At 62.8% G+C, this 13076-nt stretch carries 11 protein-coding genes; 6 read left to right on the top strand and 5 right to left on the bottom strand.

Translation table 11 applies throughout. From position 1 onward, the window contains the following. Nucleotides 1-99 precede the first annotated feature (99 nt). Nucleotides 100-597: a single-stranded DNA-binding protein gene (locus AC0L2O_RS10460; RefSeq protein ID WP_369723518.1), complete on the bottom strand. Its 498-nt coding sequence runs from the start codon at nucleotides 595-597 to the stop codon at nucleotides 100-102. Nucleotides 598-1042: 445 nt separating this feature from the next. Between AC0L2O_RS10460 and AC0L2O_RS10455 the strand changes: the two genes are divergently transcribed. The 4 genes from AC0L2O_RS10455 to AC0L2O_RS10440 all read left to right on the top strand — a co-directional run bounded on the left by AC0L2O_RS10455 (nucleotide 1043) and on the right by AC0L2O_RS10440 (nucleotide 7239). Continuing rightward, nucleotides 1043-1825 (top strand): outer membrane protein, encoded by a 783-nt coding sequence (locus tag AC0L2O_RS10455; RefSeq protein WP_369723517.1) that lies wholly within the window; start codon nucleotides 1043-1045, stop codon nucleotides 1823-1825. A 233-nt stretch (nucleotides 1826-2058) separates the two neighbouring features. Further along, nucleotides 2059-2748, top strand: coding sequence for an outer membrane protein (locus AC0L2O_RS10450; RefSeq protein ID WP_473369662.1), 690 nt, complete (start codon nucleotides 2059-2061; stop codon nucleotides 2746-2748). A gap of 301 nt (nucleotides 2749-3049) precedes the next feature. Beyond that, nucleotides 3050-6028: an excinuclease ABC subunit UvrA gene (uvrA, locus tag AC0L2O_RS10445; RefSeq protein WP_473369661.1), complete on the top strand. Its 2979-nt coding sequence runs from the start codon at nucleotides 3050-3052 to the stop codon at nucleotides 6026-6028. A 26-nt stretch (nucleotides 6029-6054) separates the two neighbouring features. Then, nucleotides 6055-7239 carry an AlbA family DNA-binding domain-containing protein gene (locus tag AC0L2O_RS10440; protein WP_473369660.1) on the top strand — a complete coding sequence of 395 codons (1185 nt, stop codon included), beginning with the start codon at nucleotides 6055-6057 and terminating at the stop codon, nucleotides 7237-7239. A gap of 89 nt (nucleotides 7240-7328) precedes the next feature. On the opposite strand, the gene AC0L2O_RS10435 is transcribed toward AC0L2O_RS10440, so the two are convergent. Beyond that, on the bottom strand, nucleotides 7329-7535 hold the full coding sequence (locus tag AC0L2O_RS10435) for a DUF433 domain-containing protein (protein ID WP_473369659.1): 207 nt from the start codon (nucleotides 7533-7535) through the stop codon (nucleotides 7329-7331). A gap of 71 nt (nucleotides 7536-7606) precedes the next feature. Here AC0L2O_RS10435 and AC0L2O_RS10430 point away from each other — a divergent pair, with 71 nt between their 5' ends. Continuing rightward, nucleotides 7607-8266 carry an HAD-IA family hydrolase gene (locus AC0L2O_RS10430; RefSeq protein WP_473369658.1) on the top strand — a complete coding sequence of 220 codons (660 nt, stop codon included), beginning with the start codon at nucleotides 7607-7609 and terminating at the stop codon, nucleotides 8264-8266. An 837-nt stretch (nucleotides 8267-9103) separates the two neighbouring features. Here the strand turns inward: AC0L2O_RS10430 and AC0L2O_RS10425 are convergent. The 3 genes from AC0L2O_RS10425 to AC0L2O_RS10415 form a co-directional block, all read right to left on the bottom strand. Beyond that, nucleotides 9104-9901 (bottom strand): AAA family ATPase, encoded by a 798-nt coding sequence (locus AC0L2O_RS10425; protein ID WP_473369657.1) that lies wholly within the window; start codon nucleotides 9899-9901, stop codon nucleotides 9104-9106. Nucleotides 9902-9997: 96 nt separating this feature from the next. Beyond that, nucleotides 9998-10858: a PCC domain-containing protein gene (locus AC0L2O_RS10420; protein WP_473369656.1), complete on the bottom strand. Its 861-nt coding sequence runs from the start codon at nucleotides 10856-10858 to the stop codon at nucleotides 9998-10000. 9 nt (nucleotides 10859-10867) lie between these two features. Further along, nucleotides 10868-12475, bottom strand: coding sequence for an acyl-CoA synthetase (locus AC0L2O_RS10415; protein WP_473369655.1), 1608 nt, complete (start codon nucleotides 12473-12475; stop codon nucleotides 10868-10870). Nucleotides 12476-12651: 176 nt separating this feature from the next. Between AC0L2O_RS10415 and AC0L2O_RS10410 the strand changes: the two genes are divergently transcribed. After that, nucleotides 12652-12978 carry a hypothetical protein gene (locus tag AC0L2O_RS10410; RefSeq protein ID WP_473369654.1) on the top strand — a complete coding sequence of 109 codons (327 nt, stop codon included), beginning with the start codon at nucleotides 12652-12654 and terminating at the stop codon, nucleotides 12976-12978. Nucleotides 12979-13076: the final 98 nt, after the last annotated feature.

The following is a 13076-nucleotide window of genomic DNA, read 5'->3' as shown; positions in this document are numbered from 1 at the left end:
CCCGGAAATCCCGAGCCCTTCCCGCGACGGCAAGATTGCCGACACGACGTGTGAAGCGCCGTCCGATCCAACCGGCGCCTCCTCGTGTGCTCCGCGTCCTCAGAACGGGATGTCGTCGTCCATGTCGCTGTTGCGGCCGCCACCGCCGCCCGCGGCCACGGGCCGGCGAGGCGCGCTCGAGACGGGACCGGAGGAGCCGAAATCGCCGCCCTGCTCCTCACCGAAGCTGCCGCCTCCGCTGCCGCTGCGGCCATCGAGCATCGTCAGCGTCGAGTTGAAGCCCTGAAGCACGACCTCGGTGGAGTATTTCTCCACGCCGCTCTGGTCGGTCCATTTGCGGGTCTGGAGCGCGCCCTCGACGTAAATCTTGGCGCCCTTCTTCAGATACTGTTCGGCGACCTTGCAGAGCCCTTCGTTGAAAATCACGACGCGGTGCCACTCGGTCTTTTCCTTGCGCTCGCCGGTCGCCTTGTCCCGCCACGTTTCCGACGTCGCAACGCTCAAATTCGCAATCGGCCGCCCGTCCTGGGTGCGGCGGATTTCCGGATCCTTGCCGAGATTTCCAACCAGAATGACCTTGTTGACGCTTCCCGCCATCGCCGCTCTCCACTCCAAATGCCACTGAATTCGACTAGCGGGCTCGCGCGCCCGCGCCATCGCCGCCTGTTGGGCGACCCTATACGCTTACGGGCATCGATCGGCCCGCCAGGCCCTCGGTTATCCCCACATATAGCATCAACACGGGATCCGTTCCAGCTTTGTTCCGCCCGAAATCCGACACTGCAAACCGGCGCTTGGCCGCAGCACGGTCCCGCTCGCTTCAGTGCGTCGATGGAACCTTTTTGGGTTCCCGCTTATCCCGAAAAATACTTAACATTCATCAACTTGCAGCCCGTTCGATTGACCGCCGACTGTGGCGTTCCGGAGACGGACTCCGGGCCCTTACGGGGCTAGGCTTGCCTTGGAATGGCTCGGATGGGCGTCGCGCCTGAGGCCACTTCGGGGACCTCGAAGCAAGCAACAATAGATTGGGGAGACTGCAATGAAAAAAATCCTGCTAAGTGCATTTGGCCTAATCGCGTTCAACCTCTCGGCTCCCGCGAGCGCAGCGGATCTTGCGGCCCGTCCCTACACCAAGGCGCCGGCGCCTGCGATCGCGACGATCTACGATTGGAGCGGCTTCTATATCGGCATCAACGGCGGTGGCGGTTCGAGCCACAAATGCTGGGACTTCGTAACACCGGGGACCGGGGTGCTGGTGGGCGAAGGCTGTCACAACGCGACGGGCGGCACCATCGGCGGCCAGATCGGCTATCGCTGGCAGTCGGCCAATTGGGTGTTCGGTCTTGAAGGCCAAGGCAACTGGGCCGATTTCCGGGGCGACAACGTCAGCACACTTTTCCCAGGCAGCGCCCTGGTCACGGGTGATCGCAACCGTTCGCGCATCGACGCGTTCGGCCTCATCACCGGTCAGGTTGGTTACGCCTGGAACAGCGTGCTGCTCTACGTGAAGGGCGGCGGCGCCGTGGTCGGAGACAGGTACGACGTCTATGCCGCCGCCGGCACGCCCGGCGCGGGCGCGCTGCTGGCTTCGGCACGCGAAACCCGCTGGGGCGGAGCAATCGGCGCCGGTCTGGAATTCGGCTTCGCGCCGAACTGGTCGGTGGGCGTCGAGTACGACCACTTGTTCCTCGGCCATCGCACGGTCGGCTTCACCACGCCAGCGGGCGCGGCGTTCGGGAGCGACCGAATCGGGCAGGACGTGGATATGGGACTGATCCGGCTGAACTACCGCTGGGGCGGGCCCGTCATCGCGAAGTACTGATAGCATTGGTTTCACGCGCGTCTCTAAGGCCGGCCTCGTGCCGGCCTTTTTTTGTGCCCGCGCAAACGGGGAATAATAGGTCAGCATCTGCGACATTTTTGGGCCGTTGTGACTTTCGGGAGACACAACTTGCGGCTTCAGTGGTGTAGGTACGACATCAGTTGGACCAACGCGTCCGATGCTCTTCCGACGCACGGAAGGCAAATCAGAAACTGGGACTGGGATTTGTTGAAATGAAGAAAATTTTGCTGGCTTCGGCCTGTCTGCTCGCTCTCACTGGCGCCGCCTCGGCTGCCGATCTGGCGGCTCGCCCCTACACCAAGGCTCCTGTCGCTATGGCCTCGGTCTACAACTGGACCGGCTTCTACCTCGGTATCGTCGGTGGCGGCGCCTGGGAGAACGCTTCCGGCGACCCGAAGATGAAGGGCGGCTTCGTCGGCGGTACCGCCGGCTACAACTGGCAGACCGGCAACGTCGTGTTCGGCGTCGAGGCCGATGGCGCCTGGGCTGACGTCAGCGCGTCGGCAGCTGGTGCGGTTTTCGTGCCGGGCGTCGGTGCGATTCCCGCCTCGGTGAGCTCGAAGACGGACGCGATGGGCACCGTGCGCGGCCGCATCGGCTACGCTGTCAACAACGTCCTGTTCTACGGCACCGGCGGCTACGCCTGGATCGACAACAAGATCACTGCGACGCTGGGCCCGGTCTCGATCTCCGACAGCAAATTCCACTCGGGCTGGACCGTCGGCGCTGGCGTCGAAGCGTTCATCGCCCCGCAGTGGTCGATCAAGGGCGAGTACCTCTATCGCAGCCTTGGCGGCGAGACCTATTTCTCGGGCGCCGTGCCCTCCGGCACGCTCAACTTCCACACCGTGCAGTTCGGCGTGAACTATCACTTCAACGGCCCGGTCGTCGCCAAGTACTAAGCCAAGTACTGAGCTTCGGCTCCAACGCTATCGCGTTACGAAAGGCCGGCCTTGCGCCGGCCTTTTTGTTTTTGTGCAACCTCGCAGCGGCGCGCTTCGGGGTGGTTCCGAGCCCCGCTGCTGCCAAATGCCGCCAGCGCGCCAACAATCCGTTGACGATTCGCAAGTCCCACTGGAAATCCGCGCTCGTTCTTCCTACGTTCGCTGCCATACCCATCGGCGCCGATCCCGGTTCCGGGCGAAGCGCGCCTCGAATGTTGGCGCGATCGCGTGCCTTTGGGATTCCTTGAGGACCACCGGGATGGATGAAGTGATCAAGGCGAAGCGCCAAGCCAACAACGCGGGCTCAAGCCTGCGCGCAATTACGATCCGTGGCGCGCGCGAGCACAACCTCAAGAATATCGACGTCGAAATTCCCCGCGACAAGCTCGTCGTGTTCACCGGCCTCTCCGGCTCCGGCAAATCCTCGCTCGCCTTCGACACCATCTATGCCGAGGGCCAGCGCCGCTACGTCGAATCGCTGTCCGCCTATGCCCGCCAGTTCCTCGAAATGATGCAGAAGCCGGACGTCGATCAGATCGACGGATTATCTCCGGCGATCTCGATCGAGCAGAAGACGACCTCGAAGAACCCGCGCTCGACCGTCGGCACCGTGACAGAGATCTACGACTACATGCGCCTGCTGTGGGCGCGCGTCGGCGTGCCCTATTCGCCCGCCACGGGACTGCCGATCGAAAGCCAGACCGTCTCGCAGATGGTCGACCGTGTGCTGACGCTGCCCGAGGGCACTCGCCTCTATTTGCTCGCGCCGGTCGTGCGCGGCCGCAAGGGCGAGTACCGGAAAGAGCTCGCCGAATGGCTCAAGAAGGGCTTTCAGCGCGTCAAGATCGACGGCAGCTTCCATGAGCTCGCTGAGGCGCCGACGCTCGATAAGAAATTCCCGCACGACATCGACGTCGTCGTCGACCGTATCGTGGTGCGCGCCGACATCGGCCAGCGCCTCGCCGAAAGCTTCGAGACCGCGCTGAAGCTCGCCGAGGGCCTCGCCGTCGTCGAATTCGCCGACGCTCCCGCAGCAGCGCCGGTCGAAGAAAAGAAGAAGACCGCGAAGATCCACGACAAGAGCGGGCCCGAGCGCATGCTGTTCTCGGAAAAGTTCGCCTGTCCGGTCTCCGGCTTCACCATCCCCGAGATCGAGCCCAGGCTGTTTTCCTTCAACAATCCCTATGGCGCGTGTCCTGCCTGCGGCGGGCTCGGCGTCGAGCAGCATGTCGACGAGGATCTTGTCATCCCCGACAAGGAAACCACCCTGCGCAAGGGCGCGATCGCGCCCTGGGCCAAATCGTCATCGCCTTATTACGTGCAGACGCTGACCGCGCTCGGCAAGCACTACAAGTTCACGCTCGACACCAAGTGGAAGGATCTCGCCAAGAAGACCAAAGACGCGATCCTCTACGGTTCCGGCGAGGACGAGATCAAGTTCTCCTATGAGGACGGCGTCCGCTCCTACGACACCAAGAAGCCGTTCGAGGGCGTCATCACCAATATCAACCGCCGCTATCGCGAGACCGAGAGCGAGTGGGCGCGCGAGGAGCTGGCGAAGTATTTCCACGACGTGCCCTGCGAAGCCTGCCACGGCTTTCGGCTGAAGCCCGAGGCGCTCTGCGTCAAGATTGGCGGCAAGCACATCGGCGACATCTCCGAACTGTCGGTGAAGGGCGCCGGCGCGTGGTTCGAGACCGTGCCGGAGGCGCTCAACGCCCAGCAGAACGAGATCGCCGGCCGCATCCTCAAGGAGATCCGCGAGCGGCTCACCTTCCTGCTCGACGTCGGTCTCAATTACCTCACCCTCTCCCGCTCTTCCGGGACGCTGTCGGGCGGCGAGAGCCAGCGCATCCGCCTGGCGTCGCAAATCGGCTCGGGCCTGACCGGCGTGCTCTACGTGCTGGACGAGCCCTCGATCGGCCTGCACCAGCGCGACAACGCCCGCCTGCTCGACACGCTGAAGCGACTGCGCGACCTCGGCAATACCGTGATCGTGGTCGAGCATGACGAGGATGCGATCCTGCTCGCCGACTACGTCCTCGACATCGGCCCCGGTGCCGGCATGCATGGCGGCAACATCATCGCCGAAGGCACGCCGGCCGAGATCATGCGCAACCCGAACTCGCTGACCGGAAAATATCTCACCGGCGAGCTCGAGGTCGAGGTGCCGGAGCGGCGTCCGCCGAACCATCGCCGCACCATCAAGGTGGTGAACGCGCGAGGCAATAACCTCAAGAACGTCACCGCGGAGATTCCGCTCGGCCTGTTCACCTGCGTCACCGGCGTCTCCGGCGGCGGCAAGTCAACGCTCTTGATCGACACGCTCTACAAGGCGATCGCCCGCAAGCTGAACAATGCGAGCGAAGGCGCCGCCCCGCACGACCGCATCGAGGGCCTCGAGCACATCGACAAGATCATCGACATCGACCAGTCGCCGATCGGCCGCACCCCGCGCTCCAACCCCGCGACTTACACCGGCGCCTTCACGCCGATCCGCGAATGGTTCGCCGGCCTGCCCGAGTCGAAAGCGCGCGGCTACGAGCCCGGACGCTTCTCGTTCAACGTCAAGGGCGGCCGCTGCGAGGCGTGCCAGGGCGATGGCGTCATCAAGATCGAGATGCACTTCCTGCCCGACGTCTACGTCACCTGCGACGTCTGCAAGGGCAAGCGCTACAACCGCGAGACGCTCGAAGTGCTGTTCAAGGGCAAGAGCATCGCCGACGTGCTCGACATGACCGTCGAGGAAGCCGCCGAATTCTTCAAGGCGGTGCCGCGCGTGCGCGAGACCTTTCAGACCCTGCACCGCGTCGGCCTCGACTACATCCATGTCGGCCAGCAGGCCACGACGCTTTCGGGCGGCGAAGCCCAGCGTGTCAAGCTGGCGAAGGAGCTGTCAAAACGCGCCACCGGCCGCACGCTCTACATCCTGGACGAGCCGACCACCGGCTTGCACTTCCACGACGTCAAGAAGCTGCTGGAGGTGCTGCACGAGTTGGTCGCGCAGGGAAACACGGTCGTCGTCATCGAGCACAATCTCGAAGTGATCAAGACCGCCGACTGGGTGATCGATCTCGGCCCCGAGGGCGGCGACGGCGGCGGCGAGATCGTCGCCTGGGGCCCACCGGAAGACATCGCCAAAGCGCCAAGGAGCTATACGGGACAGTTTCTGGCACCGGTGCTGGCGAAGGCGCGGAAGCCGAAGCGGAGGCGCGCGGCGAGCGAGGCGGCGGAGTGAGGCAACTCACTTCAATGGAGTCTTGAATGAGCCTTTCAGCCGCAAATTTCGATGCGATCTCGGAGACAGATGTAGCCCAGCAAATCTTGGGCGGCGTGCCTGAAGGCGTTTTGGTCGACTACAAACAGGCGATGTATGGCTCAGCTGATGCAGACGTGAAGGAATTTCTTAAAGATGTTTCTTCTTTCGCAAACACATCCGGAGGGCATCTAATAATCGGAATGGATGAGGCAGGCGGTATTCCAACCGCGATCACTCCGCTTTCGGGGGACGCAGATAAAGATCTCCAAAGATTGGAAAATCTCGTCCGCGATGGTCTTGAGCCTCGTATCTCCGGGATACGAATGAAGTCTGTCACAGTCAGCGGCGGATACGTTTTGCTTTTGAGGATTCCGAAGAGCTGGAATCCGCCCCACCGCGTGAGCGCCCGAAATACAAACCGGATTTATGGACGAAACTCTGGAGGGGCTTATGAATTCAGCGTAGAGGAGCTGCGAGTCGTATTTACGTCCTCGGCCACAGCATTAGACAGGGTGCGTTCATTCCGAGCAGAGCGTCTCGCAAAGATCGATGCTGGCGAAGCTATAGCTCCCCTGATGAGGAATAATGGGCGCTTAGTGTTGCATCTTTTGCCAGCGTCCTCCTTCGGCCTCGAAAATCGGATCGATGTAGCGGCGGCACAGCGCCTTCAGGAGCTGCTTAAGCCGATGTCTTCGATGGGTTACTCACCTCGAATTAATTTCGATGGATTTTCGAACCTCTCGCACGGAACAGGCGGAAAATGCATTTCATATACGCAGGTATTTCGAACAGGTGCAATTGAGGCTGTGAAAGTCCGGGTTACCGGCGATCCAATCGATGGAAATGTTTGGGTACCTGCCTTAACGTTTGATCGTTCAATTCTCGAACAGCTTCCCCACTATCTGGCGGCGCTGCGCGAACTTGAGGTACCCCCACCGATATTCTTGATGATAACGCTGCAAGGCGTCCGAGGTGCGCGACTTGGAATCGATCAGCGACCATTCGACGATCCGCCGCCCATAGACAGAGATCTATTGGAGCTCCCGGAGGTTATGATTGAACAATATGGAGCTGATGAATCATATCAACGTGCCGCCCGTCCAGCTTTTGATGCGTTGTGGAGCACGGCAGGGTACGCTCGTTCTCAATACTTTGACTCGAACGACAGGTGGAATCCTCCGCGGCGATGAGATGCCAAGACTCGATCACTGTCGCTGATTTGCACCGTAACGCCTATCAGCCCATCGAGAATTTTTAGAGAGGGTCCAGCGGCTACCAATCACTTGTCAGCCCAATCGTCCACCGCAAAAGCCTGGGCTGCCCGAATGTCATCCACCGTTAGCCGCGGATGCTCCGCGATGATCGTCTCAATGGTCATACCCGCGCTCAGCTCGCGCAAGACCAACTCGACCGGCACACGCGTTCCGCGGATCACGGGCTTGCCCTCCATGATCGCCGGGTTGATTTCAATCCGCTCGTGCCGCATGGCTATCCTCGAATTCTGATCGAATAATAGCACGTGGACACCGATTGTCAGCGCACCGCAACCCCTCCTCCATGCCCTACGCCCTCGCCATCTTCGACTTGGACGGCACGCTGGCCGACAGCTTTCCGTGGTTCCTGCGCACCATCAATGACGTCGCCGACCACTTCGGCTTTCGCCGCGTAGCGGACGAGGATGTCGAGGCGCTGCGGCATGCCTCGACGCGGGAGATCCTCAGCCGTCTCGAGGTGCCGCTGTGGAAGCTGCCGGCGATCGCGCGGCATGCGCGGCGGCTGAAGGGCGAGGCTGCGGCGGAGATTTCGCTGTTCGGCGGCGTCGAGCCGATGCTGCGGATGCTGGCCGGGCAAGGCGTGCAGCTGGCGCTCGTGAGCTCGGACAGTGAAGCCAATGCACGACAGAAGCTTGGCGAGGCGGCCGCTCTCTTCACGCATTTCGACTGCGCTGCCTCACTGTACGGTAAGCCGGCAAAATTTCGCCGGGTCATCCGGCGCGCGGGCGTGGAGGCCGGCCGCGTGATCGCGATCGGCGACGAGCTGCGCGACATCGAAGCGGCGCGAACTGTCGGCATCGCCTGCGGCGCGGTGTGCTGGGGGTATGCGGCGCCGGCGGCGCTGCGGGCGCGTCGACCCGACCTCGTCTTCGAGCGCATCGACGACATCGCGCCGGCATTGGTTGCAGGCGCCATGGAGTTGGGTGGTTCGACGTCGGCCTAGCTGCCGCGAGACGGCACGTGCTTCTCCAGCGACATTGCGATCCGCTCCAGATAACCGTGCGACGAGCGCTCGCGTGCACACAACGCCTTGCGCCGCCGGCGGACAAAACACCCAACAAGAGGTCAATCGCACGGCGCAAAAATATTTCTCTTTATCCGCATTCGGATTATCATATAGAAGACCATCCCAACCCGGCCGAGGGGCGTTATCGCGATCGTCACGACACGCGGGATGGGACGTGGTGGACACAGGCGGCATCGGCGCGAAGGTGGTTTGCAGGGCGGGTCACTCCGTGAGCAACGACCGCGCGCACACGACCGGTGCAGCCTGCGTACGGCAAAATCGTGTGGTCCTGGCGCCCGGGGTCTGTGCGCCAAGTCTTGCGGTGATGTGGCGGCCCGACCGGGTCCGCAGTATCAGCCATCCGCAAGGCGACGGGGGCAATAGTGCATCGCTCCCCGGGGAGAGCACGACATAAGCCGTAAAACCACTGCGCAGGGAAGGCCGGATGTTTGGCTTCACCTATATGCCGCTGTGCAGCCTCTTGTAGCGCAACCTTCGCACAGTGGACCGTGGGTGCCAGCCGGCACCCGGCCTTCCCTGCGCCCTCGGCACTTTGGGGGCGATGAATGGTGCAAAGCTCGGGCAGAATATGCTGCGAGGGCGCGAAGGTGTGTCCGCGATTGAGATCGCGTTGCTAGAGAACAGCCAATGCCTCTCGCTCCGTCATTGCGAGCGCAGCGAAGCAATCCAGGCTGCCGCCCCAGAAAGATTCTGGATTGCTTCGCTTCGCTCGCAATGACGATGGAGAGAGCGAGTGTCGGTCACCCGCCTCGATCACTCGGTCAGCGTCGCCTCCACGAAGCCGTGCGGATCGTCACAGAATTCGCGCATCACCCGGTAATGATCGGTTTGCTCCACCGTGGTTGGCTCCAGGCCGTATTTCCCGAGCCGAAGCAATTGCGCATTTGGATAAGCCATCAGCAGAGGCGCATGCGTCGCCATGATGACCTGGCAATTGCCGGAGAGATCCATCCGATGCAGGAGCTTGAGGAAGTCCATCTGCCGTGCCGGCGACAGCGCCGATTCCGGCTCGTCGAAGATGTAGATGCCCTGCTTCTGACAGCGCTCCTCGAAGAAGACCAGAAATCCTTCGCCATGGGAAAAGGAGAGATAGTCTGGCGCCTCCTGCACGCTCGCGCCAAACACGCCCTCCATCAGTTGCGCAGCACTGCCGGCCGAGCGGTCCAGATAGCGCGCCACAGAAAAGAACGTCTCCGCTCGGAAAAACCAGCCGTCGGTCACCTTCGGCATCCAGGCAGCCTTCAAGGCCGCAGACAGTTCTACGCCGGTCACTTCCATGCCGCCGCCATCGATCTCCTGAAAGCCCTTGCGGCCGCCGGTGCTGGCGAAGCCGGCCATCCCCGCGATCCCCTCAAGAATGGTCGACTTGCCAGTCCCGTTCTCGCCCACGATGATCGTCACGGCGCTGTCGAAACTCTGGTCGAACTCGTCCCTGAACACGGGAAGGCAGAACGGATAGGCCTCCCAATCCTCCACCCGCGAGCGGTCGAGCCAGACCCGCTTGAGATACGGCGCTCGCAACGCGGTCTGACGGTGTCCCTTCCGGCCCATGCACTTGTCCCCGCTTAAATCCACGCCAGGAACGTACCAGGAACAATCTTGCCATGGAAGTGGCATCCAGGCGGTGCTGCAAGCAGCGGTCGTGGCCTATCCCAGCGCTTCCAGCACCAGCTCCATGGTCATCAGCACGGGATTGTCGCCGCGGACCAGGCGTCCCTCGGCGATACCGCCCGTGTAGTCAATCAGAGCCACATCGAGCGCGGCCACCAGACTGCCGGAGTTTCCAGGTGTGATCGTGCCGGCCGTAACGGCGAGCTCAGTGGCGAATGGCTCAGTCACGCCGCCATTGACAAAGCATGCGCCGATGGTCGAGCCGACGCCGCCGCGGATTTTGGCGCGCGCGATACCATGCTCCCGGCAAAACTGTTCGAGGCAGCCGGCAAAATCCTGATTGGGCCGCAGCCGCAGCGCGAAAGCGCGGCTGGTCGTGCGTGCACCGGTGCTCGCAGCAGGGACCGGCCCGAACAGCTTGAAGTTGGTCTCGGGATCCGGCTCGGCGATGAACATCGCGCCATCGAGACCAAAGGCCTCGACCAAAAACGGCTCGGCGACGATCGTCTCGTCCGGCAGCATATGCCCGCCGCTGGCGCGGCCCTCGGCCTCGGTCCACAGCCCGTGGCAATGAAAGAACGGCGCGCCGTCGCGCGTGCCCAGCGTCATGCAGCCGAGCTTCGTGCGGGTGATGCCCGTTGGCCGATAGGTCTCGCTGTAGAACGCCGCATTTTCGCCGGTCTTGGACAGCGCCGGCATCACATAGGCGAACGGCCCCAGCGCTCCACTGCCAAACCTCAGCACGCCGCCGGCAAATCCCTCAGCCGCAAAACCGCGGCGCGCGGCTTCCAACAGCGGAAGACCTGCTTGAAGCGTGAACGAGAAGGCACGCCCCCTCGCCTCCACCCATTGGATGCGTTCGGCGACCGGCGCGCCCGGTTGCTTGATGCTGCGCATGACCGGCACTCAACCCGCCTGCGTCTTGTCGAGGTCGAGCAGCCCACGCGCCTCGAGCTCGGCACGCACCATGCGCTTTGGAATTTTGCCATAGCCGGACTTCGGCAGCGCCTCCCAGAAAAAGAAGCGTTTTGGCATCTTGTAGCGCGGCACTTTTGGCAAAAGGAACGCCGCCATCTCCGCCTCGCTCACCGGCGTCTTGCCCTCCCGCGCGACGCAGACGGCGACGCCGACCTCGCCCCAGGTCGCATCGGGCACGCCGAGGACGGCGACCTCGCCGACGCAAGGATGCGTCAAGATCTTCTCCTCGATCTCGCGCGGATAGATGTTGGAGCCGCCGGAGATGTACATGTCGGATGCACGTCCCGTGATGTAGAGAAATCCCTCTTCATCCATGTGGCCGAGATCGCCGGTGCGGAACCAGCCGTTGCGAAACGCCTTCGCATTGGCTTCAGGGTTGTCGTAGTAACCGGCGAGCACGGCGGGGCCGATCACGCAGATCTCGCCGCTCTGGTTGGCTTTGAGCTCACGGCCGTCGTCGCTCTGGATCGAGACCTGCATGCCGGTCCGCTCGAAGCCGCAGGTACCGATCCTGGCATGCGGCCCGTCTTCGGGATCGTGCAGTGCTGCCGGCAGCACCGTGATGTTGCCGGTGACCTCGCCAAGGCCAAAATATTGCACGATGACCTTGCCGAGCTTCTTCAGCGCGGCCTTCTGGTCCTCGCGATACATCGGCGCGCCGGCATAGATCACGTGACGCAACGACGAATGGTCGTATTTGTCGGCAGCGGGGTGCTCGACCATCATCTTCAGGATCGTCGGCACGGTGAAGAGATTGCCGACGCGGTGCGCCTCGATCAGACGGAACACCTCGTCGATGTCGAACTTCTCGGTCGGCAGCAGCACGGTCCGCACGCCGCGCGCGGTCTGCACCAGCTGATGCACGCCGGCACCATGCGACAGCGGCGCGACCACCAACGAGGCATCTGCTTCCGTGACGCCCGGCGTCAGATCGGCAAGATGGTTGGTCACGACAAAACCCATCTGACCGTGGGTCAGGACTGCAGCCTTGGAGCGGCCGGTGGTGCCGGAGGTGAAAAAGAACCAGCAGGGATCGTCATGCTCGACAGCAACGTTCTCGACCGTGCTGCCTGTCCGCGAGCCAATAGCCTCTGCAACCGACGTTTCGCCGAAAGATGCCTTGCCGTCGATGCTCCATGTGAATGCCAGCGCGCCGCCCTGCACGGCCGCGGCGTGCTCTGGAAAATCGACGTGGCACAGAAACGCCTTCGCCCCGGAGGCCTGCGCGAGGTAGGCGACTTCGTCGGGCATCAGGCGGAAATTGGTGGGCACCCAGACCGCGCCGAGCCGGAACGCGGCAAACATCGAGAAGAACATCTCGTCGCCATTCTTCGAATGGACGAGAATGCGGTCGCCCTTGCCGACACCGCGCGCGGCGAGTGCCGCTGCGAGCGCCGAGACCTGCGCGTCGATCTCGCGCCACGTCCAGGACTTGTCACCCCAGACGAAACCGGGACGCGATCCATGCCGCCGCGCATTCTGGGTCAGCATGTAAGCGAGGTTCATGACACGGCGGGACATGCGGAGCGACGGCATGGGGCTTCCTCTTCGATGGCGAACGGCGCTAGCCGCCCGCTCATTGCCGGTCATTTATCGCCATCGCCTGCACCCTCGCAAGGCCGCCGGCGGCGCACCGTCGAAGCGCTCGTTCAAGGAATTTTAAACATGATGGGGGCAACCTCGATCAGTATCCGCGTACAGAGTGCCGCATCATGGTCAAAGCGTCCGCCCTCCTCCTGTTGTCGCTGGCGCTTGCCGGCTGTGCCATGACCCCGCAAGCGCATTTGGCCCCGCAAGCGAATTTGGCCTCGGATCCCGCCTTCAAACCCGCACGCTACGCCTGGGATGGCGCCGGCGAGGATCCAAATCAGCCGCGTTCGGCCTCGACGCATTCAACGCGCATGGCTGCCAGCCCCGAGCGGGACGGCATCGACGCCGACCAGGACGCCAAGGTCAATCGCTCCCTCGTCATCTGCCAGGGATGCCTGCGGTCGACGCCTCAGCAGGAAGATTCACGGCTCGCCAAAGCGACCGATTGAACCCAACCGCAGTTCCGCTGTTTACCGACATACGCGTCGACCGCAAACCCGCCAACCAGATCGTGCGTTATGACCTGGTGCGCAAAGGTCAGCAGACG

The sequence above is a fragment of the Bradyrhizobium sp. Kon10 genome (assembly GCF_055807395.1).
The sequence above is the reverse complement of the archived record's forward strand: the minus strand, read 5'-3'. Positions and strand labels throughout refer to the sequence as shown.